The sequence below is a fragment of the Tumebacillus sp. BK434 genome, assembly GCF_004340785.1.
Taxonomy (GTDB): domain Bacteria; phylum Bacillota; class Bacilli; order Tumebacillales; family Tumebacillaceae; genus Tumebacillus_A.
Window position 1 is genome coordinate 582,512 of sequence record NZ_SLXS01000002.1, and the last position, 22,504, is coordinate 605,015.

Annotated in this window: 19 protein-coding genes; 14 read left to right on the top strand and 5 right to left on the bottom strand. The window is 60.8% G+C overall.

Annotated features, from left to right (window positions below):
- Positions 1-57 precede the first annotated feature (57 nt).
- Complete coding sequence (locus EV586_RS06850; protein ID WP_132944329.1) at positions 58-1,668, bottom strand: gamma-glutamyltransferase family protein; 1,611 nt, start codon at positions 1,666-1,668, stop codon at positions 58-60.
- Positions 1,669-1,898: 230 nt separating this feature from the next.
- Here EV586_RS06850 and EV586_RS06855 point away from each other — a divergent pair, with 230 nt between their 5' ends.
- Positions 1,899-2,525: a DUF2238 domain-containing protein gene (locus EV586_RS06855; RefSeq protein ID WP_243652953.1), complete on the top strand. Its 627-nt coding sequence runs from the start codon at positions 1,899-1,901 to the stop codon at positions 2,523-2,525.
- Here the strand turns inward: EV586_RS06855 and nfsA are convergent.
- Positions 2,504-3,241, bottom strand: coding sequence for an oxygen-insensitive NADPH nitroreductase (gene nfsA / locus EV586_RS06860; RefSeq protein WP_132944331.1), 738 nt, complete (start codon positions 3,239-3,241; stop codon positions 2,504-2,506). The two genes, EV586_RS06855 and nfsA, sit on opposite strands and share 22 nt — an antisense overlap.
- 71 nt (positions 3,242-3,312) lie before the next feature.
- Between nfsA and EV586_RS06865 the strand changes: the two genes are divergently transcribed.
- From EV586_RS06865 to EV586_RS06900, 9 genes are all read left to right on the top strand, one after another.
- Positions 3,313-3,900 (top strand): GNAT family N-acetyltransferase, encoded by a 588-nt coding sequence (locus EV586_RS06865; protein WP_132944332.1) that lies wholly within the window; start codon positions 3,313-3,315, stop codon positions 3,898-3,900.
- Between the two features lie 162 nt (positions 3,901-4,062).
- Positions 4,063-7,896, top strand: coding sequence for a DUF6359 domain-containing protein (locus EV586_RS06870; protein ID WP_132944333.1), 3,834 nt, complete (start codon positions 4,063-4,065; stop codon positions 7,894-7,896).
- Positions 7,897-8,028: 132 nt separating this feature from the next.
- Positions 8,029-8,193 (top strand): hypothetical protein, encoded by a 165-nt coding sequence (locus EV586_RS21050; protein WP_165898236.1) that lies wholly within the window; start codon positions 8,029-8,031, stop codon positions 8,191-8,193.
- Positions 8,194-8,274: 81 nt separating this feature from the next.
- The gene (locus EV586_RS06875; RefSeq protein WP_132944334.1) at positions 8,275-11,412 is read left to right on the top strand and encodes a lantibiotic dehydratase; all 3,138 of its coding nucleotides are present in this window, start codon (positions 8,275-8,277) and stop codon (positions 11,410-11,412) included.
- Positions 11,413-11,507: 95 nt separating this feature from the next.
- Positions 11,508-12,740: a sensor histidine kinase gene (locus EV586_RS06880; protein WP_132944335.1), complete on the top strand. Its 1,233-nt coding sequence runs from the start codon at positions 11,508-11,510 to the stop codon at positions 12,738-12,740.
- Positions 12,737-13,420, top strand: a complete 684-nt coding sequence (locus EV586_RS06885; protein WP_132944336.1) for a response regulator — start codon at positions 12,737-12,739, stop codon at positions 13,418-13,420. Before EV586_RS06880 ends, EV586_RS06885 begins: the two co-directional genes overlap by 4 nt.
- A gap of 134 nt (positions 13,421-13,554) precedes the next feature.
- Entirely contained in the window at positions 13,555-14,484 is a 930-nt protein-coding gene (locus tag EV586_RS06890; RefSeq protein ID WP_132944337.1) for an ABC transporter ATP-binding protein, read from the top strand.
- 12 nt (positions 14,485-14,496) lie between these two features.
- A complete protein-coding gene (locus tag EV586_RS06895; protein ID WP_132944338.1) occupies positions 14,497-15,717 on the top strand; it encodes an ABC transporter permease in 1,221 nt (406 codons plus the stop codon).
- Between the two features lie 15 nt (positions 15,718-15,732).
- Positions 15,733-16,893 (top strand): ABC transporter permease, encoded by a 1,161-nt coding sequence (locus EV586_RS06900; protein ID WP_132944339.1) that lies wholly within the window; start codon positions 15,733-15,735, stop codon positions 16,891-16,893.
- 132 nt (positions 16,894-17,025) lie between these two features.
- Here the strand turns inward: EV586_RS06900 and EV586_RS06905 are convergent, their stop codons facing one another.
- Positions 17,026-17,622: a hypothetical protein gene (locus EV586_RS06905; RefSeq protein WP_132944340.1), complete on the bottom strand. Its 597-nt coding sequence runs from the start codon at positions 17,620-17,622 to the stop codon at positions 17,026-17,028.
- A 136-nt stretch (positions 17,623-17,758) separates the two neighbouring features.
- A complete protein-coding gene (locus tag EV586_RS06910; RefSeq protein ID WP_132944341.1) occupies positions 17,759-18,628 on the bottom strand; it encodes an SDR family oxidoreductase in 870 nt (289 codons plus the stop codon).
- An 86-nt stretch (positions 18,629-18,714) separates the two neighbouring features.
- On the opposite strand from EV586_RS06910, the gene EV586_RS06915 reads away from it, so the two are divergent.
- Entirely contained in the window at positions 18,715-18,990 is a 276-nt protein-coding gene (locus tag EV586_RS06915; protein ID WP_132944342.1) for a DUF1294 domain-containing protein, read from the top strand.
- On the opposite strand, the gene EV586_RS06920 is transcribed toward EV586_RS06915, so the two are convergent.
- Complete coding sequence (locus EV586_RS06920; RefSeq protein ID WP_132944343.1) at positions 18,975-20,123, bottom strand: glycerate kinase; 1,149 nt, start codon at positions 20,121-20,123, stop codon at positions 18,975-18,977. The two genes, EV586_RS06915 and EV586_RS06920, sit on opposite strands and share 16 nt — an antisense overlap.
- A 150-nt stretch (positions 20,124-20,273) precedes the next feature.
- Here EV586_RS06920 and EV586_RS06925 point away from each other — a divergent pair, with 150 nt between their 5' ends.
- From EV586_RS06925 to EV586_RS06935, 3 genes are all read left to right on the top strand, one after another.
- Positions 20,274-20,729 (top strand): GerMN domain-containing protein, encoded by a 456-nt coding sequence (locus EV586_RS06925; protein WP_132944344.1) that lies wholly within the window; start codon positions 20,274-20,276, stop codon positions 20,727-20,729.
- 71 nt (positions 20,730-20,800) lie between these two features.
- A complete protein-coding gene (locus EV586_RS06930; RefSeq protein WP_243652954.1) occupies positions 20,801-22,033 on the top strand; it encodes an MFS transporter in 1,233 nt (410 codons plus the stop codon).
- A gap of 95 nt (positions 22,034-22,128) precedes the next feature.
- Positions 22,129-22,503, top strand: a complete 375-nt coding sequence (locus EV586_RS06935; RefSeq protein WP_132944345.1) for a VOC family protein — start codon at positions 22,129-22,131, stop codon at positions 22,501-22,503.
- The last annotated feature ends 1 nt before the right edge of the window (position 22,504 follow it).

A 22,504-nucleotide genomic window follows, 5' to 3' on the forward strand; every position in this document is an offset into this window, starting at 1 on the left:
ATTGTACCAAACTGCCCGACAAAAAAGGTACGCCAAGAGCCAGGCGTACCTTTTTGTTCAATAAGACGCCACACACCCGTCCGTTCGCGGCTCCGTGCCGCCCATCAGGACGCCGGTGTCCGGGTTGCGCCAGATGATCTGCCCGCGCCCGAAGCCGCCGGAGCCGACCGCCCAGCGCACAGCATGACCGCGGGCGGCGAGTGCTTGCACGAGATGATCCGGGGTGGAATGCTCGATCTCGATCCGTTTGTCCTTCAGCCACTGCCAGCGCGGTGCGTCGAGGGCAGCCTGCGGGTTGAGCCCAAAATCCACCGTGTTCATCACCACTTGCACATGCCCCTGCGGCTGCATGAAACCGCCCATCACGCCAAACGGCCCCACCGCCTGGTCGCATTTCGTCAGGAAGCCCGGGATGATCGTATGATACGGCTTTTTCCCCGGCTCCAAGCAGTTGTCATGCGCCTGATCCAACGTGAAGTTGTGCCCGCGGTTCTGCAGCCCGATCCCCGTGCCCGGCACGACCAGCCCGGAGCCGAAGCCCATGTAGTTGCTCTGAATGAACGACACCATGTTGCCTTCGCCGTCGGCCGTCGCCAAATACACCGTCCCGCCGCGCGGAGGTTCGCCGGCGACAGGGAGCGCTGCCTGGTCGCCGATCAGCTTGCGACGCTCGTCCGCATACGCCTCGGACAGCAAGTCCTCCACCCGCACCCGCATTTTGCCGTGATCGGTGATGTACTTCTGTCCGTCGGCAAAAGCCAGCTTGATCGCTTCGATCTGCTTGTGGTACGTCTCGACCGCATCCCGCTGTGCGAATTCATAGCCTTGCAACAGGTTCAGCGCCTGCAGCGCGACCAGTCCGTGCCCGTTCGGCGGAATCTCCCACACGTCATACCCGCGGTAGTTCACCCCGATCGGCCGCACCCACTCCGGCTGATAGGCGGCCAGATCTTCTTTGCGAATGTACCCGCCGTACTGCCGCGAATAGGCGTCGATCCGCTCCGCCAGCTCCCCGCGATAAAAAGTCTCCGCCTTGGTTTCCGCGATCTTCTGCAGCGTCCGCGCATGATCGGGCGACCGCCAGATCTCGCCGACCTGCGGCGCGCGCCCGTCCGGCGCAAACGTCTCGAACCAATGCCGATACTCCTCGCCCTTCAACAGCTTCGCATACATCACATACGCCCGCTCCCAGTAGTACGCCAAAACAGGGGAGAGCGGATATCCTTCCTCCGCATAGCGAATCGCCGGGGCCAACACTTCGGTCAGCGGCAGCCGGCCGAATGTTTCTGAAAGAGCGGCCCAGGCGCCGGGAGCTCCCGGCACCGTCACCGGCAGAAACCCAAACTTCGGGATCTCCGCCACGCCCGCTTGTTCCAGCGCTGCACACGAGATGCCCATCGGGGCAGGCCCGCTCGCGTTCAGCCCGTGCAGTTCGCCTTTCACCCAGACCAAAGCAAACGCATCGCCGCCGATCCCGTTCGACGTCGGCTCGACCACCGTCAGCGCCGCCGCTGTGGCGATCGCCGCGTCGACCGCATTGCCGCCCTTTTGCAAAATCTCAAGCCCCGCCTGCGCCGCCAGCGGCTGCGAGGTTGCCACCATGCCGTTTCGCGCATATGCCGTCATGCGCTTCGACGCGTACGGGTGATGCAAGGCATCAAAATTCATCCGCGATTCTCCTCTCGACTCGATCAGGCAGGAAGCAAAATGCCCGCTGCCATCGCGATCTCTAGCCAGCATTTTCTACACGCGCGAGAGTTGTACCTTCTTTCGCGCAGCACCGATGCCTTGCCGGACCAGAAAAAGGAAGCCAGGGCGATCCGGCTTCCTTGTTGAGTAGACGATTCAAAAGTTGGAGAGAGTGAATAGCAACACACCGTACAGAAATGGGGATGACGATGCGCGTAAAAATGCTGCATTGGTTTTACCTGGCCAGTTTTGCGCTGGTCTTGATCTGGTCGCTGATCAAGCCCCGCGACTGGCTGACCCTGGCGATGGAAGTTGCGCCGATCCTCGTGATCTGGGGCGTGGCGATCTGGCTGTACCGCAGGTTTCGCCTGACCGATCTGACCTACACGTGGCTGTGGATCGCGTCGATCATCGTGATCATCGGCGGACATTATTCCTATGAGCACATGCCCCTGTTTTCCTGGCTGCGCGACACGTTCGACTGGCAGCGCAACCACTACGACCGCTTCGGCCATTTCATCAAAGGCATCGTCAGCGCATTGCTGGCGCGGGAAGTGATCTTGCGCAAAACGCCGCTCACGAGCCGCTTCTGGCTGAATCTCTTCGTATTGAGCTTCTGTCTCGGGCTGGCCGCGCTGTATGAGATCCTCGAGTTCCTCTCCGTGCTGACGCTGCACGGCGCGAGCACCGAGTTCCTCGGCATGCAGGGTGACATCTGGGATGCCCAGTGGGACATGCTGATGACGCTTTGCGGGTCGATACTCGCGCTGCCGCTCTTTCGCAAGTGGCAGGACCGGCAGATGGGGACGCTGCCTTATTCGAACCCGAAGCCCTGATCGTCCAGAAAGGCGCGCATGTGAGCACGGGCAGGATGAGCGTATTTTTCGGAGATCTGCTTCGACCAGGTGGTGTCGATCTTGCCGCCGCTGCGCTCGCGGTAGTAATCGCGCATCGTCTGGTCGTAGTCTTCGATGCCCTCGGCGATCTGGCTCGGCTGGTAGGCATTTTCATGGTAGACCGCGGCGGTGGACAGGCGCGGACGGTGCGACGGCTCTTGGTCGGGGACGCCGACACACATGCCGAAGACGGGGTAGACCAGTTGGGGCAGCTTGAGCAGTTCGCTGACGGCAGCCGGGTTCTGGCGGATCCCGCCGATGTAGACGATGCCAAGGCCCAGCGCTTCAGCAGCCACCGCCGCGTTTTGCGCCGCCAGCGCCACGTCGACGGTGGAGACGAGAAAACTTTCCACATATTGATGCTGCATCTCCACGCCGTGCTTGGCGCAGGCCTGCTGCAGGCGGTACAGGTCGGCGCACCAGACGAGGAACAGGCCGCACTCCGCCACATAGCTTTGATCGCCGGTCAGATGGGCCAACTGCTTTTTCAGCTCCGGGTCGGTGACGCCGATCACGCTGTACGCTTGGATGTTGGACGACGATGAGGCCATCTGCGCAGACTGGATGATCGCCCGCTTCTGCTCGTCGGTCAGCGGCGTTGGTTGGTATTTGCGAATCGAACGGTGCCGTTGCAGCAGATCGATCGTTTCATTCATGAGAGATTCCCCCTTGGCGCTTGGTAGGTTTTGCTTTATTATAGCCTAAAAAAGAATTGAGGTCGTGGAGCATGAAACTGGAACAGGCAGTGCTGGAAGGGGTCCGCGTCCGGCTCGTTCCTTTGGCGCGGGAACATGCGGCGGGCATTTATGAAGCGGCGCAAGACGAGGCGATCTGGACGTACTTGCCGTATGCGATCGATTCGCTGGAGCGCGCGGAGTATTTTGTGGAGGAGACTTTGAAGCGGGTCGAGCAAGGCGTCGATCTGGCGTTTGTCGTGATCGACAAGGAGACGGACCGCATCATCGGCAGCACCCGCTATCTCGATATTTCCATCCCGGGCAAAAGCCTTGAGATCGGTTGGACCTGGTACCACCCCAGCGTGTGGCGCAGCCGGGTCAACACGGAGTGCAAATATCTGCTGCTCCGCCATGCTTTTGAAGCGCTCGGCTTCATCCGCGTGCAGATCAAGACGGACGTGCGCAACGAACGGTCACAGAACGCGATCGCCCGGCTCGGCGCTGTCCGCGAGGGCGTTTTGCGCAACCATATGATCATGAGCAACGGCTATGTGCGCGACACGGTGTTCTTCTCGGTCATCGACCGCGAATGGCCGGACGTTAAGGTGCGGCTGGAAATCTTTCTTAACAACGAATAAATCTAAATTTTTCATGTGAGTCCCGGAGTTTCCGGGGCTCATTTTTATTTATACCCTATAAAAAACGCTACAAAATCTTCACAGTTTTATAGTATGATAGAAATGATCTTTGCACAAATTTCAGTCATCTTTAACTATTGGGAAAAGAGGTAAAAAATCCAAATGCGGAAACATGTGTGGAACAAAACCCTCAGTGTGCTGCTCGCGTTTGCTCTCGTGCTGACGAACTTCCTCAGCTTCGGGCAGGCAACGCTGGTGGTACAGGCTGAAGAAACGGCAATCACCGTCGCACAGGCGATTGCGAACAACGCAGGCGTGGCCACTGTCGAAGGCTACCTCGTCGGCACGACCAGCGTCGGACCGAACTATCAGCTCTCCGGTCCGTTTACGGTTCCGTCGAACCTGGCGATCGCCGACAGCCCGACCGAAACGGCGAAAGCGAAAATCATGCCGGTGCAGCTCGTAGCCGGCACGGCCGTTCGCAATGCGCTGAATCTGGTCGACCACCCGGAAAACCTCGGTGCGAAAGTTCGCATCACCGGCACCTTGGGCGCGTACTTCACGGCCCCGGGGCTGAAGACTCCGACCGCCTACACGATCCTTGACGGCGGCGTTGTCATCGATCCGCCGCCGGGCCCGCAAGAGATGAGCATCGCCGATGCGCGCGCGAAAACCGGGCAAACGGTGATCGTCGAAGGCGTTGTCACCGCCGACAACGCAGCGTTGGGCGGCTACAAGCTCTCGACCTTCATCCAAGATGGCACTGCAGGCATCAACCTCTTTGCTTCGAGCGCGACCGGGTTCCCGAACTTGAAAGAAGGGGACAAGGTGCGCGTCACCGGCAAGATTACTGAATATAAAGGCTTGCTGGAAATCGAACTGGCACAAGCAACGGACGTGCAAGTGATCTCCGGCAACAACCCGCTTCCGGCACCGGCAGCGCTGTCCTCTCTGGAAGTGCTGACCACCGCAGCGGGCGAAGTGTACGAAGGCACGCTGGTCAAAGTGACCGCGTACGCAGCCAGCGTCCCGTCCACCGCATCGGGCGGCGGGTACAACGTGTCGATCTATGACGGCGCGTTCAATGGCACCACCCTGCGCGTCATGGAAACGACCGGCGCGATCGGACAGCTCCAAGCCGGCAAGTGGTATGAATTCACCGCGATCGTCGGTCAATATGACTCCTATCAATTGATGCCGCGCAAAGCGGCAGACATCAAGCTGGCAGCCGAGCAGCCGGGTGCGCCGCGTCCGGCCGACCGCTACGCGTCCTCGATCAAATCGACGGTCGACGGCGACACCGCTCACCTGACCACCCCGGTGCTCGGCGCGACGACGGTGCGCATGCTGTCGATCGACGCACCGGAAACCAACTATGAAGGCATGTCCCAAGGCTTCCACGGCGAACAGGCCAAGCTGAAGCTGAAAGAACTGCTCCCGGTCGGCACCCCGGTCGAAATCGAAGCGGCGAACGACCCGTTCGACAGCTACGGCCGACTGCTCGCGCATATCCATGTGAACGGCATGGACATCAACAAAGAGATGGTGCGCCTCGGCATGGCTGTGCCGTACTTCATCTGGCCGAACGTCGAGCATTTTGACGAGTATGCGCAAGCGACTCGTGAAGCGATGCAAAACGAGCGCGGCATCTGGGACCCGCAAAATCCGCTGGAGATGCTCCCCTACGAATTCCGCTTCACCAACCGCGGCGGCCCCGACAAGTATGTCGGCGACTTCTACAGCAAGAAGTTCGTCTCGCCCGAAAAATGGGAAGAAGTTCCGGTTGAGAACCGTGTCTTCTTCTACTCGGCAGAAGAAGCGGCGACTGCCGGCTACACCTACGCGGAAACGATGCTGCCCAACGTGCAGGTGCAACTGCTGTCGATCAACGACCTGCACGGCAAGATCGACCAGTCGTACGAAGCGGACTTTAACGGCGACCGCGTCAACGACGGCTGGTTTGGCCGAATGGACTATGTGGCAGCTTACCTGAAACAGCGGGAAGCGACCAACCCGAACACCTTGCTGATCCACGCCGGCGACGCGGTGGGCGGCTCCTCTCCGGTGTCGGCACTGTTCCAAGACGAGCCGACGGTGGAGATTCTGGAACACCTCGGCTTTGCTGCCGGCACGATCGGCAACCATGAGCTCGACGAAGGCACTGCCGAAATGCTCCGCCTGCAAAACGGCGGCGATCATCCGAACGGCACCGCAGGCTACGACGGCATCAACTTCCCGCACGTAGCGGCGAACGTCGTCTACAAAGCGACCGGCGAGCATGTGCTCGATCCGTACGTGATCAAAGAGGTCGGCGGCGAAAAGATCGGCTTCATCGGTGTGGTCACCCGCTCGGCTGCCGGTATGGTCATGCCGGCCGGCATTCAAGACATCGAATTCACCGATGAGACCGCAGCTGTCAACGCGGCGGTCGCAGAACTGAAAGCGCAAGGCATCAAGGCGATCGTCGTCATGGCCCACATGGATGCGGTGCAATCGGGCAGCAAAGTCACCGGCCCGGCTGCAGACCTCGCCAACAAGGTCGACGATGAAGTCGACGTGATTTTTGCCGCGCACAACCACCAGATCGTAAACGGCGTGGTCGACAACAAGCTGATCGTTCAAGCTTGGGAATACGGCAAAGCGATCGCCGACGTCGATCTGGAGATCTCGCCGGTCACCCATGACATCGTGGCCAAACGCGGCGAGATCGTGCCGGTGCTCCAAGCGGGCATCACCCCGGACCCGGCTGTTGCTGAGATCATCAGCAAGTACCAAAACCGCATCGCACCGATCATCAACCAAGTGGTCGGCGAAGCGGAGCTGCAAATGCTCGGCGGCTACGGCGTCAAAGGTCTGATCGGCGACAACGCGCTGGGCAACCTGATCGCCGACTCGATGACGGCGGCGATGGACAGCGACTTTGCCTTGATGAACGGCGGCGGCATCCGCGACAACCTGCAGGCTGGCCCGATCACCTGGGGCGAGCTGTACAACATCCTGCCGTTCAACAACGTGCTGATGAAGCTGGAAGTGACGGGCGCTGACATGTTTACGATCCTCGACGCGCAGCTGTCCAAGCAGTACGGCCCGGACTTTTCCGTCGGCGGCTTCTCGTACACCTACGATTCGGAAACGGTGAAGACGGTCGACATCTTCCTGCCGGACGGCTCCAAGATCGACCGGGCAAAGACGTACACCTTGACAGTGAACAACTTCATGGCCACGTCGACGTCTGCCAAATACAAGCCGATGGGCCAACTGGGCAAGAACCCGGTGACCGGTCCGGAAGACTTGGAAGCGCTGGTGGCGTTCGTGAAGAACTCCACCGAACCGTTCGCTTATGAAGCGGATGCGCGCATCTCCGATGTGCGCGCGATCGCAGACAACAACATCGGCGCACAAACGATCGCCGATGCGCGCCTCGCAGGCGTTGGCAAAGTGGTGACCGTTCAAGGCACTGTCACCTCCAAGACGGGTCTCTTTGGCGAGAAGCGCTTCTACATGCAAGACGCGACAGGCGGCCTGTTCGTCCTGCAAAACCGCACCGATCTGGCGCCGGGCGATGTCGTGCGCGTCACCGGCATCACCGCAGAAAACGGCGGCGAGTTCCGCTTGATCGGCGTGACCGCGATTGTAAAAACAGGCACGACAGAACTGCCGGAGCACGTGAACGTCACGCCGGCTGCTGTCGGCGCAGCGCACGAAGGCGAGATCGTGAAGCTGAAGAAAGTGATCGTGTCCGACCTGAAGCAGACCAACACGTTTGGCTCCGCTTCCTTCACAGCCACGCTTGACGGCCAGTCGATCACCGTGCTGGTCGACTCCCGCAGCGGTGCAACGGCAGCGACGCTTGGCTTCCAGAACGGCGATGCCCTCGATGTGATCGGGATCGCATCGCAAGCGAACGGAAGCTATGTCGTGAAACTGCGCAGCTTGCGCGATGTGAAAGTGTTCAACCCGAATGCAGGTTTTGGTTCGGCGAAAAAAGGAAAATAGAACATGATGTGAGAGGCGATTATGATCGCCTCTCTTTTATTTTAAAATTGGTATTGATTACTAATTTCTAATTTGTTATATTCTAGTCAAGTATTACCAATCTTCATACAAATTAGAAAGGGGTTGACAGTCATGGCAAACGATCTGTTCGATTTGGATTTTCAAGTGAAACAAGTGGGTTCGGTGGGGACCGATTCCTTGACCGAGCTGTGCTCGAACGGCGAGTGCACCTCCTCCTACTGCTACACGTACAGAACGAAAGTTGCAGGCAACGACAACGGTCCGGAGTGCGTATAAGCGTCTGACGGTGCAAGAACTGCGATACACCAAAGGTCTGACCTTTGGTGTATCCTTATTTTACGGGAGGAGGCAGGTCGAATGTTTGAACCGCTTGATTTTGTGATGGTGCGCACGCCGCTGTTGCCAGTCGAAGCGTACGCCCGCGTGCTTCAAGGCGCGGACCTGACCGTCTGGGCGGAAGACGGAGTGACCCGGGAGGCGATCGCCGTCGGCTCTTTGTCGCTTTTGCAGACGTTGCCGCAGCTGGCTGCAGATGCGCCGCCGCGCAAACGGGAGCAGGCCGAGCGGGGGCTGTGGCGGTATCTCAACCGGATGTCGACGCGTTCGACGCCGTTTGGCTTATTTTCTGGTGTGGCGTGCGGGGAGTTGGGCGAACGCACGGAGCTGAAGCTTGGGGCTGTGTCTCAGCATCGCAAGCAGACGCGGCCGGACATGGAGTGGCTGCTGCGCGTGATTCAGCAGGTGGAAAGCCGGTTGGAGACGGTCGCGCAGCTGTCGGTGCAGGTCAATTCGCTGGTGCGGATCAGCGGGTCGCGAGTGAAGCTGGCCTATGCGACGCAGTACGGGCAGCAGGGTTCAGGCGCGGGTCGGATGGAAGAATCATCCGTCCGCCTGACTCCGGTCGTGGAGCTGGTGCTGCGGGAAGCCCGGCAGTTGCTGCCGTTCGCTGAATTGCGCGAACGGGTGCAGGCGGCCTACCCTGACACGCCGCAGGAGAAAATCAGCCAATTTTTGTGGCAGTTGTTTCAGAAGGAGTTTTTGATCAGCGAACTGCGCCCGTCGCTGATGGCGGCGTCGCCGTATGGCGAACTGCTGGCCCGGTTGGAGCGGGTGCGGGGGATCGGGGAGCTGGTCGCCAAACTGCGGGACATCGAGCGGGGGATCGCCGCCTATGATGCGTTGCCGATTGGCACAGGCGAGCGGGCGTATTGCGAACTGGAAGCCCAGATGCGGGAGCTGGCCGAGGTGAAGACCACGCTGCAGGTCGACTTGGCGCTGGCCGGGGTAACATTCGTCGTCTCGCGCGCGTTGGCGCAAGAAGCGGCGCGGGCGGCCGAGGCGCTCTGGCGGATGGCGCCCGCCGATGCGGGCTATGGCAATCTGGAGTCGTACCGGCAGGCGTTTTTGGAGCGGTACGGGCACCATCGCGAGGTGCCGCTTCTGGAGCTGCTCGATGAAGATGAAGGGCTTGGCGCGCCGGCAACGTATGAGTTTCCGGCGTCGCGGCGCAAGGGGACGGCCCAGGCTTCCGACTATGGGAAGCGCCGGGACAAGCTCTTGTTGCGCTGGATGATGCAGGCACAGCAGCGCGGGGCGCGGGAGATCGAGCTGACCGATGCGATGATCGCCGAGCTGCAGCCGGTGGAGACGCCGGAGTCGGGGGCACCGCGCTCGATGGAGCTGTATGTTTCGCTGCATGCCCGGTCGCAGGCGGCGCTGGAGCGCGGCGACTATCGGATGGTGCTCGGAGCCAATCACGGCTCGAACCGGGCAGGGCAGATGTTTGGGCGGTTCGTGAATCTGCTCGGCAACCGGGTGCGAGACGGGCTCCGGGAAGCAGTGCAGCGGGAGCAGGACCTGCGGCCCGATGCGGTGTTTGCGGAGCTGGTCTATCTGCCGGTGGCCGGGCGGGCATCGAATGTGCTGCTGTCGTTCAATGCGCATGACGCTGAGATCGTGCTCGGCACCCGCTCGTCGAAAGAGCCGGAGCGGACGATCACGCCGGACGATCTTGTCGTCGGGATGCGGGGAGAGCGCTTGTATCTGAAGTCGCGCCGTCTCGGCTGTGAAGTGGTGCCGGTGACGACGCACATGTTGAACATGCAGAACACGCCGAATCTGTACCGCTTTTTGCGCGAACTGGCGATGGAAGGCACGCGCAATTGGATGCCGTTTGGCTGGGGGACGCTGGAGACGGCGCCGATGCTGCCGCGCGTGCGCTATGGACGGGTGGTGCTGTCGGCAGCCCGGTGGAGATTGTGCAGTGGGGTGATCGCCGTTGAAGCGGCAACAGGGTCGGCGGCGGAGTGGCGACGGGCGGTCACAGCTTGGCGGACGGAATGGCAGGTGCCGCGCAAGGTGTATCTGGGGGCGTCAGACAATCGCATGCTGCTCGATCTGGAGCATGACGTCTGCCTGGAGGAGCTGCGCCGCGAGTTTCAGAAACTGCAGGCGGGTAGCGGGCTGGTGCTGACCGAAGCGGAAGGTGATCTGGAGGAGACGGTGGCGGAAGGCGAACAGGGCCGCTTTCTGATGGAATGCGTGTTTCCGTTGGTGCGGCGCGAAGCTGCGGGACAGGCGGAGCGGGAAGTGGCTGCTGTGCATCGAGAAGCGGCAGCGGCAAGCGCGATCCTGCCGGCTGAGCGGGTGTACTTGCCGGGCAGCGAATGGCTCTTTTTAAAACTCTATGGCGCCTCGGCCCGCGAAGAGGAACTGATCGGGTGGCATCTGCAGGAATTCTGTAAACAACTGGCCGAGTCGGGGCTGGTGCGGAAGAGCTTTTTCATGCGCTACGGCGACCCTGACCTGCATCTGCGCTTGCGTCTGCACGGTGTGCAGGAGCGGCTGACCGGGGATGTGCTGCCGGAGGTGCACCGCTTCTCCCGGCAGTTGCAAGCGGAAGGGCTGTTGGCCCGTCTGGTGATCGACACGTACGACCCGGAAGTGGAGCGCTACGGCGGCGGGGATCTGATGAAGCTGGCTGAGGAGGTGTTCGCTGCCGACAGTCAAGCGGTGATGCACTGGATCGGACTGCGGCGCTCCGGGCAGCTCAGTCTGGAGCTGGAGTTGATCGGTGTGGTCAGCTTGATCGACATCATGGAACAATTCGGCTTGTCCTTTGCCGAGCAGTTCGTCTGGCTGGATGCCGGATTCAACCGCAAAGACTTCCTGCAGCCGTTCCGGGAGTCGCGCAAACGCTACCTCCAGGCTGCCAACTCTGCCGACGACTGGGCCGGTCTGCGCCGTTTGCCGGGCGGCGATGTGATCCATTCGCAGCTGCAGCAGCGCCGCCCGGCGCTCATCCGCTACGCCCAGGCGCTGCGCGAAGCGGAAGGGCAGGGGGAACTCACCGCTCCGATCGGGCAAATTCTCGGCAGCGTCATTCACCTGCACTTGAATCGGCTCCTCGGCGTCGATGCGCATTTGGAGCGCAAAGTGATGGCACTGGCACGTCATTCCTTGCAGAACTTGCGATATTTGCAGGAGTTGCGGTGATATTTCTCCGTTTTCCGACAAAATATTTCTCGGGAAATGATCATATGGTAGACTTTTGACAAGAAGTGTCTTTTGGGAAGTGTGAGGTGATCCCCATGTACGGGGTCGTGCAAGACGAATCGAAGCAGCCCAGCATCCCTTTTGCGTTTCGGCTGCTCACGATGGTGCGGATCATGATGATTCTCCTGCTGTGCTGGACGTATTACAACTACAGCCAGGAGGCGGCCGGGTGGCAGAGGGGCTATGTCATCGCAGCGAGCTGCCTGTTTCTGATCAACCATTTTTCATTTTCCAGATTCGGACCGCGTTGGGCACTCTGGCAGATCGGGCTCGATTTCCTGCTGGCCTGCGGATTTGCTGTGGTGTTTCTCGGGCAGGGCTACCCGTATGAGCTGTTTTTCGGCATTATCGGGGTGACGCTGATGCTGTGGACCGACAACAAGCGGCTGCTGGTGATGTCTGCCGTCCTGCTGTTCGTCGTCTGGGTCGGCATCCTGATCGCCGAATACGTGAGGATGGATGTGGTGCACGGGCTGAATTCGGCGATGAACATTGGGTTTGTCGTGTTCTCCTGCGTAGTCGGGTCGCTGATCCGCTATTACATGCAGTCGCGGGAGAAAATCGCCGTGCTCTATGCGGAGCTCGAAGAGTCGCACCGCGCTTTGGGCGAATATGCCAAGCAGGTGGAAATGCTGACCGCCGTGCGCGAGCGCAACCATATCGCCCGTGAAATCCACGATACGGTCGGCCATTCGATGACCGCGCTGCTCGTGCAATTGCAAGCGGCCAGGAAGATGCAGGAGCGGGACTTGGAGCAGAGCCGCGACTTGCTCGTCAATTGCGAAGAAGTGGCACGCTCCGCGTTGCAGCAAGTGCGGCTGTCGGTGCAGGCGATCCGCGAAGAGGAAGCGCAGCAAGCCACACTGCTCGACTCCTTGCGCCAACTGCTCGGCGACTTTGCCAAGATGACCGGGCTGGATACGCAACTGCAGGTGCATGGACATCTGCACGCAGTGCCGGAGACGCTGAAGCCGACGATCTACCGCATCGTGCAGGAATCGCTGACCAATGCCAAACGCCATGGGGACGCGACTTCGGCTGCCGTCGAAGTCAAAGGCACGGAGCGCGAGGTGCGGCTGACGATCTCCGACGACGGCACAGGGACGGCGGAAGTGGTGCCGGGATTTGGGCTGATCAACCTGCGGGAACGGGTGATGGAGTTTGGCGGCACGGTGCTGTTCGCCAGCCAGCAAGGGGGCGGATTCCGGACGGAAGTTTCGTTTCCGCTGCAGGAGCAGACGTGGAAGTTTGGAGGGCGGGAAGCATGATTCGTGTGATCGTCGTCGACGACCAGAAGCTGATGCGCGACGGGTTGAAGACGATCTTGAGCTTGGAAGACAACATCGAAGTGGTCGGCACGGCGGCCGACGGCGCGCAGGCACTGGCGGTGGCGCAGGAGACGAAGCCTGATCTCGTGCTGATGGACATTCGCATGCCCGGCGTCGACGGGGTGCAAGGCACGCGCCTGATCCGGGAACAACTGCCGGAGACGAAAGTGCTGATGCTGACTACGTTTAACGACAGCGAATTGATCCTCGACGCGCTGGAGGAAGGCGCGAGCGGGTATCTGCTGAAAGACATGCCGACCGAAGTGATCGTGCAGGCGATCATGACGGTCGATGCGGGCGGCATCGTGCTGCCGCCGGAAAGCACGGCCCAGGTGGTCGCAGAGTGGAAGCGCGGCCGCGAACACGCCGCGCCGGAGGGGCGGGAGCAGGCGGTGAGCGTCGCGCCGCCCTACCTGGACGAGCTGACCGAGCGCGAGCATGACGTGCTGCAACTGCTCGGGCAGGGCATGAACAACAAAGAGATCGGGGAGACGCTGGTCATCACGGAGGGCACGGTGAAGAACCACGTCTCGAACATCATCGCCAAACTCCGGCTGCGCGACCGGACGCAGGCGGCGATCTATGCGGTGCGCCATGGCATCGCGTCGTTCCCCTCATGACTTTTGGCATAGCAAGCGGCCTTTTGGGCCGCTTTTTTTCATGGGCAAAAATCTATCTGGCGCGGGATGGGAAATGTTTCATAAGGGCATACAATGAGGTCAGCAAGCGAGAGTGAGAGGAGCTGGAGCAAAACATGATTCAAGTCCAGGAGCTGACCAAAAGTTTCGGCAGCCGCCACGTGGTGCGCGGCGTGTCGTTCCATGTGCAAAAAGGGGAATCGTTCGGGCTGCTCGGGCCGAACGGCGCCGGGAAGTCGACGACGATCTCGATGATCTGCGGGCTGCTTGGTGCCGACAGCGGCGATGTGATCGTCGGCGGCCAGTCGGTGCGCAACAACCCGCAGGAGGTGAAGCGAAAGATCGGAGTCGTGCCGCAGGACATCGCGTTGTACCCGACGATGTCCGCCTATGAGAACCTCGTGTTCTGGGGGCGCATGTACGGCTTGCGAGGCGCAGAGGTGAAGCGGCGGGCGCAAGAAGTGCTGGAGATCGTCGGGCTCACCGACCGCGCCAAAGATGCGGTCGGCACGTTTTCCGGCGGCATGAAGCGGCGGATCAACATCGGAGCGGCGCTGATGCACAAGCCGGAGCTGCTGATCATGGATGAGCCGACCGTCGGCATCGACCCGCAGTCGCGCAATCATATTCTGGAAACGGTCAAAGAGCTGAACCGCCAAGGGATGACGGTGATCTACACGTCGCACTACATGGAAGAGGTCGAATACCTTTGCGAACGGCTGGCGATCATCGACCACGGCCAGGTGATCGCGACTGGCACCAAACAGGATCTGTGCAACCGCCTGACCAACGGAGCGGTGATCAAGCTGACGGTGGAAGGGGAAGCGGCAGAACTCGCCAGCAACTTGCGCCGGGTGCCCGGTGTGGAGCAGACGGCTGTCGAGGGGCAGACGGTGCAGGTGTTTGCCAAAGCGGCAGGCCAGATGCTCGGCGACGTGGTGTCGGCCGCATTGGCTGACGGTGCACAGATTCTGGCTGTCGACGTGCAGGAGCCGAATCTGGAGACGGTGTTCCTGCAGTTGACCGGGCGCACGCTGCGGGATTAGGAGGTGACAGGCATGAAGCTTTGGGAAATCGCATGGAAAGACATCCGGATTCGCCTGCGCGACCGCAAAGGGCTGCTCTCGGCGCTCCTGATGCCGCTCTTGTTGACCGCGATCTTGGGCGCGGCGCTCGGCGGGGTGTTCAATCAAGAGGAAGGGACGCTGCCTTCGTTTGAGGTCGCCGTCTATCAAGGCGATGAAGGCAGGATGGGCAAAGCATTGGCGGAAGAGGTCCTGCAAAGCGACGCGCTGCGCAAGACGATCACCATCCTGCCGGCCGACACGGCGGCGGCCGTTGAGCAAAGCGTGAAGGAAGGGCAAGCGGACGTCGGGCTGGTGATCCCGCCCGGGTTCACCGCACAAGTGACGACGGGCCGTCCGGTTGAGCTCGCTGTGCTCCAGAACCCGGGCAAAGAGCAGACGGGGCTGATCTTGACCAGCATCGTCAAGTCCTACACCGAGCGGGTCGCGGCGGTCAGCTCCGCCCAGGCGGCGATCCTGGCGGACGTGGCGCAACGCACAGCCGGCACCACAGGTGCCGCTCCCAACATCGGCCAGATCGCGCAGGACGTGATCGGCGAACTAACCGCGGCGGCGGAAGCGCCGAATGCGGCCGTGCTGGAAAAGCCGGTCGGGAAGCACGAGGTCAGTGCCAAGCAGTACTACGCGGCGGCGATGGCGGTGATGTTCCTGCTGTTTAACGCGACGATCGGTGCGAAGTCGATCCTGAACGAACGGGCCACCGAAACGCTGTCCCGGATGCTCAGCACGCCGACCGCCAAGTCTTCGATTCTGCTGGGCAAATTCACCGGGACGCTGTTTTTCGCCTTGCTGCAGTTCGGCGTGCTGTTTCTCGCCACGAAGTACCTGTTTGGCGTGGCATGGGGCGACGATCTCGGCCAGACGCTGGCGGTGGCCGGATGTTATGCGGTGGCAGTCTCCGGGCTGTCGATGGCGCTCGCTGCCATCTTGCGATCGGAACAGGCGGCCGACGTCGTGTCTGGCGTCGGCGTGCAGATCTGCTCGGTGCTCGGCGGCTCGATGGTGCCCTTGTCTCAGTTCCCCGATCTGCTGCAAAAAGCAGCGCTGGTGACCCCGAACGCCTGGGCGTTGACCAGCTTCACCGACATCATGACCGGCGTGGCCTGGCAGGCGTTGTTCCTGCCGCTCGGCGTGCTGCTCGCGATCGGTGCGGCCGCGCTGTGCTTTGGAACCTGGCGCTTGGCGGCGCGATAGGAGGAGGTAGCGAAGATGAACCAGATCTTGACTCTATGTCTGCATGAGATCAAACGCGTGTTCAAGAACCGGCGCTCGTGGCTGGTGATGTTTCTGATGCCGGTGCTGTTTACGCTGATCTTTGGCGGCTTGGCCTCAGAAGGCGCGTCGAAGATTCCGCTCGCCGTCGTCGACCTTGACCAGTCGCGGCTGTCCGGGTGGGTAGCGCAAGAGCTCGCGAAAGATGATTCGCTCGACCTGCAGCCGATGGCGGCGGGAGCGGCAGAAGTAGCGCTGCGCAAGAAAAAGATCGCCGGCATCCTGCAGTTTCCCGCCGGCTACGGTGCGGAGCTGGCAGCAGGCGCCAAAGCGGAACTCAGCTTCCGTCACGGCCCGGATCTCGCAGTCGCGAAAGTGATTCGACTGACGGCAGAAGACGTTTCGGCCCGCGCGGCGGTGCAGGTGCGGGCAGCAAAGACGTGGCACCGGCTTGGCGACGGGGCAGAGTGGGAGCAGCGATTTGACGAGTTGACCGCGGCTCAAGCATCCGTGCCGCTGATCACCGTCGCCGAAAAGACGGTCACGCAAAGCGGCCTTGCCAAACGCCTCGACAACAAAAGCGAGCGCTCGATCGGCTTTACGATCATGTTTGTGATGATCTCCTTGCTGTCTGTGACCGGGACGATGCTGGAAGCGCGCAAGACGGGCGTCTGGTACCGCCTGCTCGCCGCGCCTGCATCGCGGCTGCAGATTCTGTCCGGCTACCTGCTCGCCTTTTTCCTGATCGGCTGGATTCAGTTTTTCGTGCTGATGGAGCTGTCTTCGCAGCTGTTTGGCGTGGTCTGGGGCGATTGGCTCGGGCAGATCGTGCTCGTCTCCGCGCTGCTCCTGTGCGTCGTCGGACTGGGGCTGTTCATCGCCGGCCTCGTGAAGACGCAGGAGCAGCAAGGGGCGATCGGCACGATCGTCATCATCTCCACCTGCATGCTGGGCGGCGTGTACTGGCCGCTCGACATCGTGTCTGACACGATGCAGAAAGTCGCCAACTTCGTACCGCAAAAGTGGGCGATGGAAGGCTTTGCGAAACTGCTCGCCGGGGGCGGCACGCTCGCCGATATCGGTCCGCAGGTCGGCGTTCTGCTGGCGTTTGGCGCGGTGTTCTTGGTTGCTGGGCTGTCTCGTGTGAAGTACGAGTAAATTTGGGAAAATAGGGTCAGGTTCCAAAAGGTAAGAGAACAGAAAAAGTTGAGCCCCTGTCGACGTTGAGGCGTACAGGGGCTCTTTGTTATGGGATATCCGGCCAGAGAGGCGAAACAGCGAGGTGTGACGTTACAAAGAGAGCTTCTGTTTGATGATCATGACGTCCTGATCTTGGTAGGCGTGTTTCAGATGATGCAGCTTGTCCGCTTCGCTGAACCTTTTCTCGAGCACATGCATCTCTTCTCGGGAAGCACAAGTCTCCGTCATCATCGCGACGTCCGCCTTGGTCGCCATCGTGGATTTTACACCGTCCAGCTCTTCTACAATGCTGTCCAGGTTTTCCTCCACGCTGTCCAGCCTTGCTTCGATGCTGACCAGTCGAGTATCGATGCGTACCAACTTTGCTTCGATACTATCAACTCTTGCTTCAAGACTGCTCATTTTTGTTTCAAGGCTGTCGATTCTTGTTTCAAGACTGTTCATTCTTTCCTCAAGGCTGTCCATTCTTGTCTCAAGACTTTCCATTCTCACGTCAAGACTGTCCATTCTCGCGTCAAGACTGTCCATTCTTGCCTCAAGGCGGTCCAGTCTCGCCTCGATCTTCGCCTGAAACTCGCAGAACGCGTGTTCCAGCTTGTCCACTCGATGGGTGAGTGCAGCCACCGAAGTGTTGAGCTGTTCGATGCTCGCCAGAATGGCACGGAGCAGCTGATTCGTCTCGTCCATGTCTGATCCCTCCTTTCGCACACCCAATGTAGCAGATGAACGGGGGGAGTAGCAAACTATATTTCTGCTCCAATCTGGTTAAACATCAAGGCCGGTCACCTCTACTGCAACCGGCCATTTTTGCGACAATTTGACATTATCCGTTTTCGATCTCGCCGCCGTTGACATGGAGCGTCTGCCCCGAGACGTACGACGAATCGTCACTCGCCAAATAGACATAGGCGCCGGCCAGTTCTTCCGGCTGGCCGGCGCGGCCCATCGGGGTGTCGGCGCCGAATTGGGCGACCTGATCGGCGGTGAACGTTGACGGAATTAACGGCGTCCAGATCGGACCCGGCGCCACGGCGTTGACGCGGATGCCCTGCTTTGCCAGGTTCAGCGACAGCGAACGCGTAAACGTCACGATCGCCCCTTTCGTCGCCGAGTAGTCGATCAGCTCCTTGTGTCCGTGATAAGCTGTGATCGACGCCGTATTTATGATCGCGCTGCCCGCTTTCAGATGCGGCAGCGCCGCCTGCGTCAAATAAAACATCGCGAAAATGTTCGTCTGAAACGTCCGCAGCAACTGCTCCTGTGAGATGTCGAGCAGACTCTGCTGCGGATGCTGTTCGCCCGCATTGTTGACCAGCACATCGAGCCGCCCAAACGCCGCCAGCGTCTGCTCCACCACTTGGCGGCAGGCTTGCGGATCGCCGACGTCGGCTGCGATGTTCAAGCATCGCTGCCCGATCTGCTCCACGCGCTGCTTGGTCTCTTCCGCATCCTGATGCTCATTCAGGTACACGACCACGACATCGGCGCCTTCCTTCGCGTACGCATAGGCGACCGCGCGCCCGATTCCGCTGTCGCCGCCGGTGATCAGGGCGACTTTGCCTTGCAGTTTGCCCGCCGCCTGATAAGCCGGACTCTCCGACACCGGCCGCGGCTGCATCACTTTTTCGATCCCGGGCTGGCGATCTTGCGTCTGTGGGGGAAACGATGTGGGATATTCTTTCTTGCCGTTCATGGCACCGCGCTCCTGTCGAATAAGATTTTCATCCAATATCTATTCCCAAACCTGTTAAAATAAACACGAAAGGGGAGACCGGAACCATGACCATCGGCATCATCTTCAGCATCATCCTGCTGATCAACCTGTACGGCTACACCTTGATGCGGCGCGACAAACAGCAAGCGCAGCGCAAGCAGTCGCGCATCCCGGAAAAAACGCTGTTCCTCACCGCCTTTCTTGGCGGCGGACTCGGCGTGTATCAGGGCATGAAACATTTCCGCCACAAAACGAAACACACCTCCTTCCGCATCCTGCTGCCGCTGGCCGCGCTTTGGAACCTCATGCTCTACGCCGCCCTGCTCTACTGGCTGCTCTGAGCGGACGCCGCCTGCCACAGCCGAAGCACCCGTTCTGCCGCATCGGCCGTCCAGTCGGCCGTCTTTGCCATCGCTTCAGAGAGCAGACACGGCCCCGGCACGATCGGAAACGCGGCTGCCACGCCAAGCTGTGCCAGCTCCGCCCCGGACAAGGCCAGCCCGCCGCACAGCGCCACCGCCGGCACGCCTTGTTTGGCTGCGGCCCGGCTCACTCCGGCGATCACTTTCCCCGACAACGTCTGCGCATCGAGCCGGCCTTCACCTGTGATCATCAGATCTGCCCCGCCAAGTCGCCGCTCCAGCTCTGCCGCCTCCATCATCACCTCAATTCCGGCCCGCACTTCCGCTTGCATAAAGGCGGCCAGCGCCGCCCCCATCCCGCCGGCCGCACCGCCGCCGGGCAGATGGCGGATCTCGACGCCGGTCCGGTGCAGCACCGCTTCGCCCAGCCGGTCCAGCGCCGCGTCGAGCTCTTGCACCATCTGCGGCGTCGCACCTTTTTGCGGGCCGAACACCGCCGACGCACCCTGCGGACCGATCAAAGGATTCTGCACATCGCCCGCCACGACAAAAGACGCCTCGGCCAGCCGTTCATCCCATCCCGCCTTTTCGATCCGGGCCAGCCTCCCCAAAGCGCCGCCGCCCGCGGCCAGCTCCCGGCCCTCTCCATCCAAAAAGCGCAGCCCAAGCGCGGTCAGCATGCCCGCTCCGCCGTCATTGGTTGCGCTGCCGCCAAGCCCGATGATGAACTTCCGATACCCGCGCTCCAGCGCTTTCAAAATCAATTCGCCCGTCCCGCGGCTCGTCGTGATCAGCGGATTGCGCGCCGCTTCCGGCACCAGCATCAACCCGGACGCCTGCGCCATCTCGATCACCGCCGTCTTCCCGTCGCCCAGCACGCCGTATTTCGCCTGGACAGGCGTCCCGAGCGGCCCGCTCACTTCTTCGTCCACCAAAAAACCGCCCGTCGCATAAGCCAACTGTTCCGCCGTGCCTTCACCGCCGTCGGCCAATGGAATCTCCACGATCTCCGCATCGGCAAACACGCGGCGCACGCCTGCCGCAACGGCCGCACAGACGCCTTTTGCATCCAAGCTCCCTTTAAACGAATCCACCGCCACTACCACTTTCATCCCCGTCTGCCTCCGTCCATTTTTTACTCCCCATATCTTACCATGTATCAAAACTCGGCTCACCAACCACGTTAATCGGTACATATCTTCACGGGAGAAAGGAGCGACCCATCCCGATGAAAAAATTCACGCTGCTGCTCGCCGTCCGCCATCAAAAATCCCCCGGCCAATACGCCGGAGCCGAAAACGGAGACGGTCGTCCTCTACTACCCGGACGAACAGCTGCTGAAGCTCTACAAAGAAAACCGCACCTTCACAACCGCCGGTGCCGACCTGCCGAAACTTGCGCTGCAGCAGTGGATCGCCGGGCCGAAGCATACCAAGCTCGCTCCGCTGCTGCCCGCTTCGGTGCAAGTGCAGTCGGTCCAAGACCTCGGTGGCGGACGCTGCGCAGTCTCGTTTTCCAACGACCTCTACAAAATCAACTTTGGCTCGACGCTGGAAAGCATGTTCGCCCAAGGGCTGCCGCAGGTGCTTGCGCAATACGGGTATCAGGAAGTGACGGTGCTCGTCGACAACAAGCCGGTCGAAACGGTGGCCGGACACATGGCGTTCGACCGGCCGCTGCGGGCGGATGACGCGGCCCGCTATGAGTTTATGCAGTAGACGCACTTTGCACATTTCGCAGGCGAGGAGTAACATGTTCTGTGTAAGCTGACAGAAAGAGGCACTTTTCCATGACACAACCTGGATTCACACAACTGCAACCGACCACACAGCACCGCATCTCTCAGGGGATGCGGTCTTTCCGATTGTATCTTGGCGGCAACTTCATCGCGGCGTGCGGCGAGTGGCTGGACATGGTCGCCCTGAACTGGGCGGTGCTGGCGATGACCGAATCTCCGGTGCACCTCGGGATCATCAACGCCTGCCGACTGATCCCGGTGTTCCTGCTCAGCATCCCGGCGGGCATCCTCGCCGACCGCTTTGACCGGCGCCGGCTGCTGATCCTGCTGCAGAGCGCCACGACCCTGCTCACGCTGCTGATCGGGCTGCTCTTTTTCCTCGACAGCCCGTTCTGGCTGTTTGCAGCTGCCGTCTGTCTGCGCGCCGTGTTCCAGACGATGGACCCGCCGATCCGCAACTCGCTGATTCCCAACCTCGTCCCCGACGATTTTATCGGCCGGGCGATCGCGATGAACACGATGGCGCTCAACCTCTCGCGCATCATCGGCCCGACGGTCGCCGGCGTTTTGCTCGCCACGCTCGCCACACACGAGGTGATCTGGCTTGGTGCTGGCGGGCTGTTGGTCGAACTCTCTGCGCTGTATCTGCTGCGCCCGGTCAAAGAGCAGGGCAGAAGCAGTCAAAGAGTGCTGAAAGACGATGTCGGCGAAGCGTTCGCTTTTCTGAAAACCAAGCGCACCGTCCAGTCGCTGCTGCTCTTGGCCGTCGTGCCGATGGTGTTCGGCTTTCCGTACACGTCGATGCTGCCCGTCTTCGTCGACCAGCTGATGAACCTCGGCCCGGGCGGCTTCGGCGCGCTGCTGTCCGTCTCGGCGGCAGGTGCGGTGCTCGGCTCGGTCTGGCTGTCCCTGCGCCAAGGGCAGCAGCATGCCGGGCGCTGGCTGATCACGTCGGTGCTGGGATTTGGCACGTCGCTGCTCCTGTTTATGTTTGCCGATTCGTTCTGGCTTGCTGCCGTCATGATGTTTTTCGTCGGTTTGACCGGACAGACGTATCGGACGATGAGCCGGATCACCATGCAGATGCAAGTGCCCGACCATCTGCGCGGGCGGATCATGAGCATCGCGCTGATGGACCGCGGCTTCATGCCGCTCGGCGCGATCCTGATCGGCACGGTGGCCGGCACCGCCGGTGCGCTGTGGGCCGGCGTGATGATGGGCACAGGCTGCATCCTCGTCACGCTCCTCGTGCTGCTGACCCGGCGTCAGATCTGGCATATCTAAAGAATGAATACCCCCTTATCCAATTTCTATAACGCAAAAGCTGCCGCTTCGTGTAAAATGTTGTCAAACGAACATGGGATGTGGAGGGGAGCAAGATGAGTTACACCTTTGCAGGAATCGATCACGTTCAACTGGCCGCACCGAAAGGCTGCGAGGCAAGGGCGCGGCAGTTTTTCACCGACCTGCTCGGCATGCCGGAGCTGGTCAAGCCGGAATCGCTGCGGTCGCGGGGCGGCGCCTGGTTTGTCTGCGGCGCCCAGCAGATTCACATCGGCGTGGAAGCGGATTTCGCACCGGCGAAAAAAGCGCACCCGGCGTTTGTCGTGCAGAATCTAGACGCGCTGATCGCCCGCTTGGAAATGCATGGTGCGGAGTACCAGCTCGATGAAGCGCTGAGCGACCGGAAGCGCTTTTTCATGGAAGACCCGTGGGGCAACCGGCTGGAGTTTATGGAGATGGAGGGGAACTAGC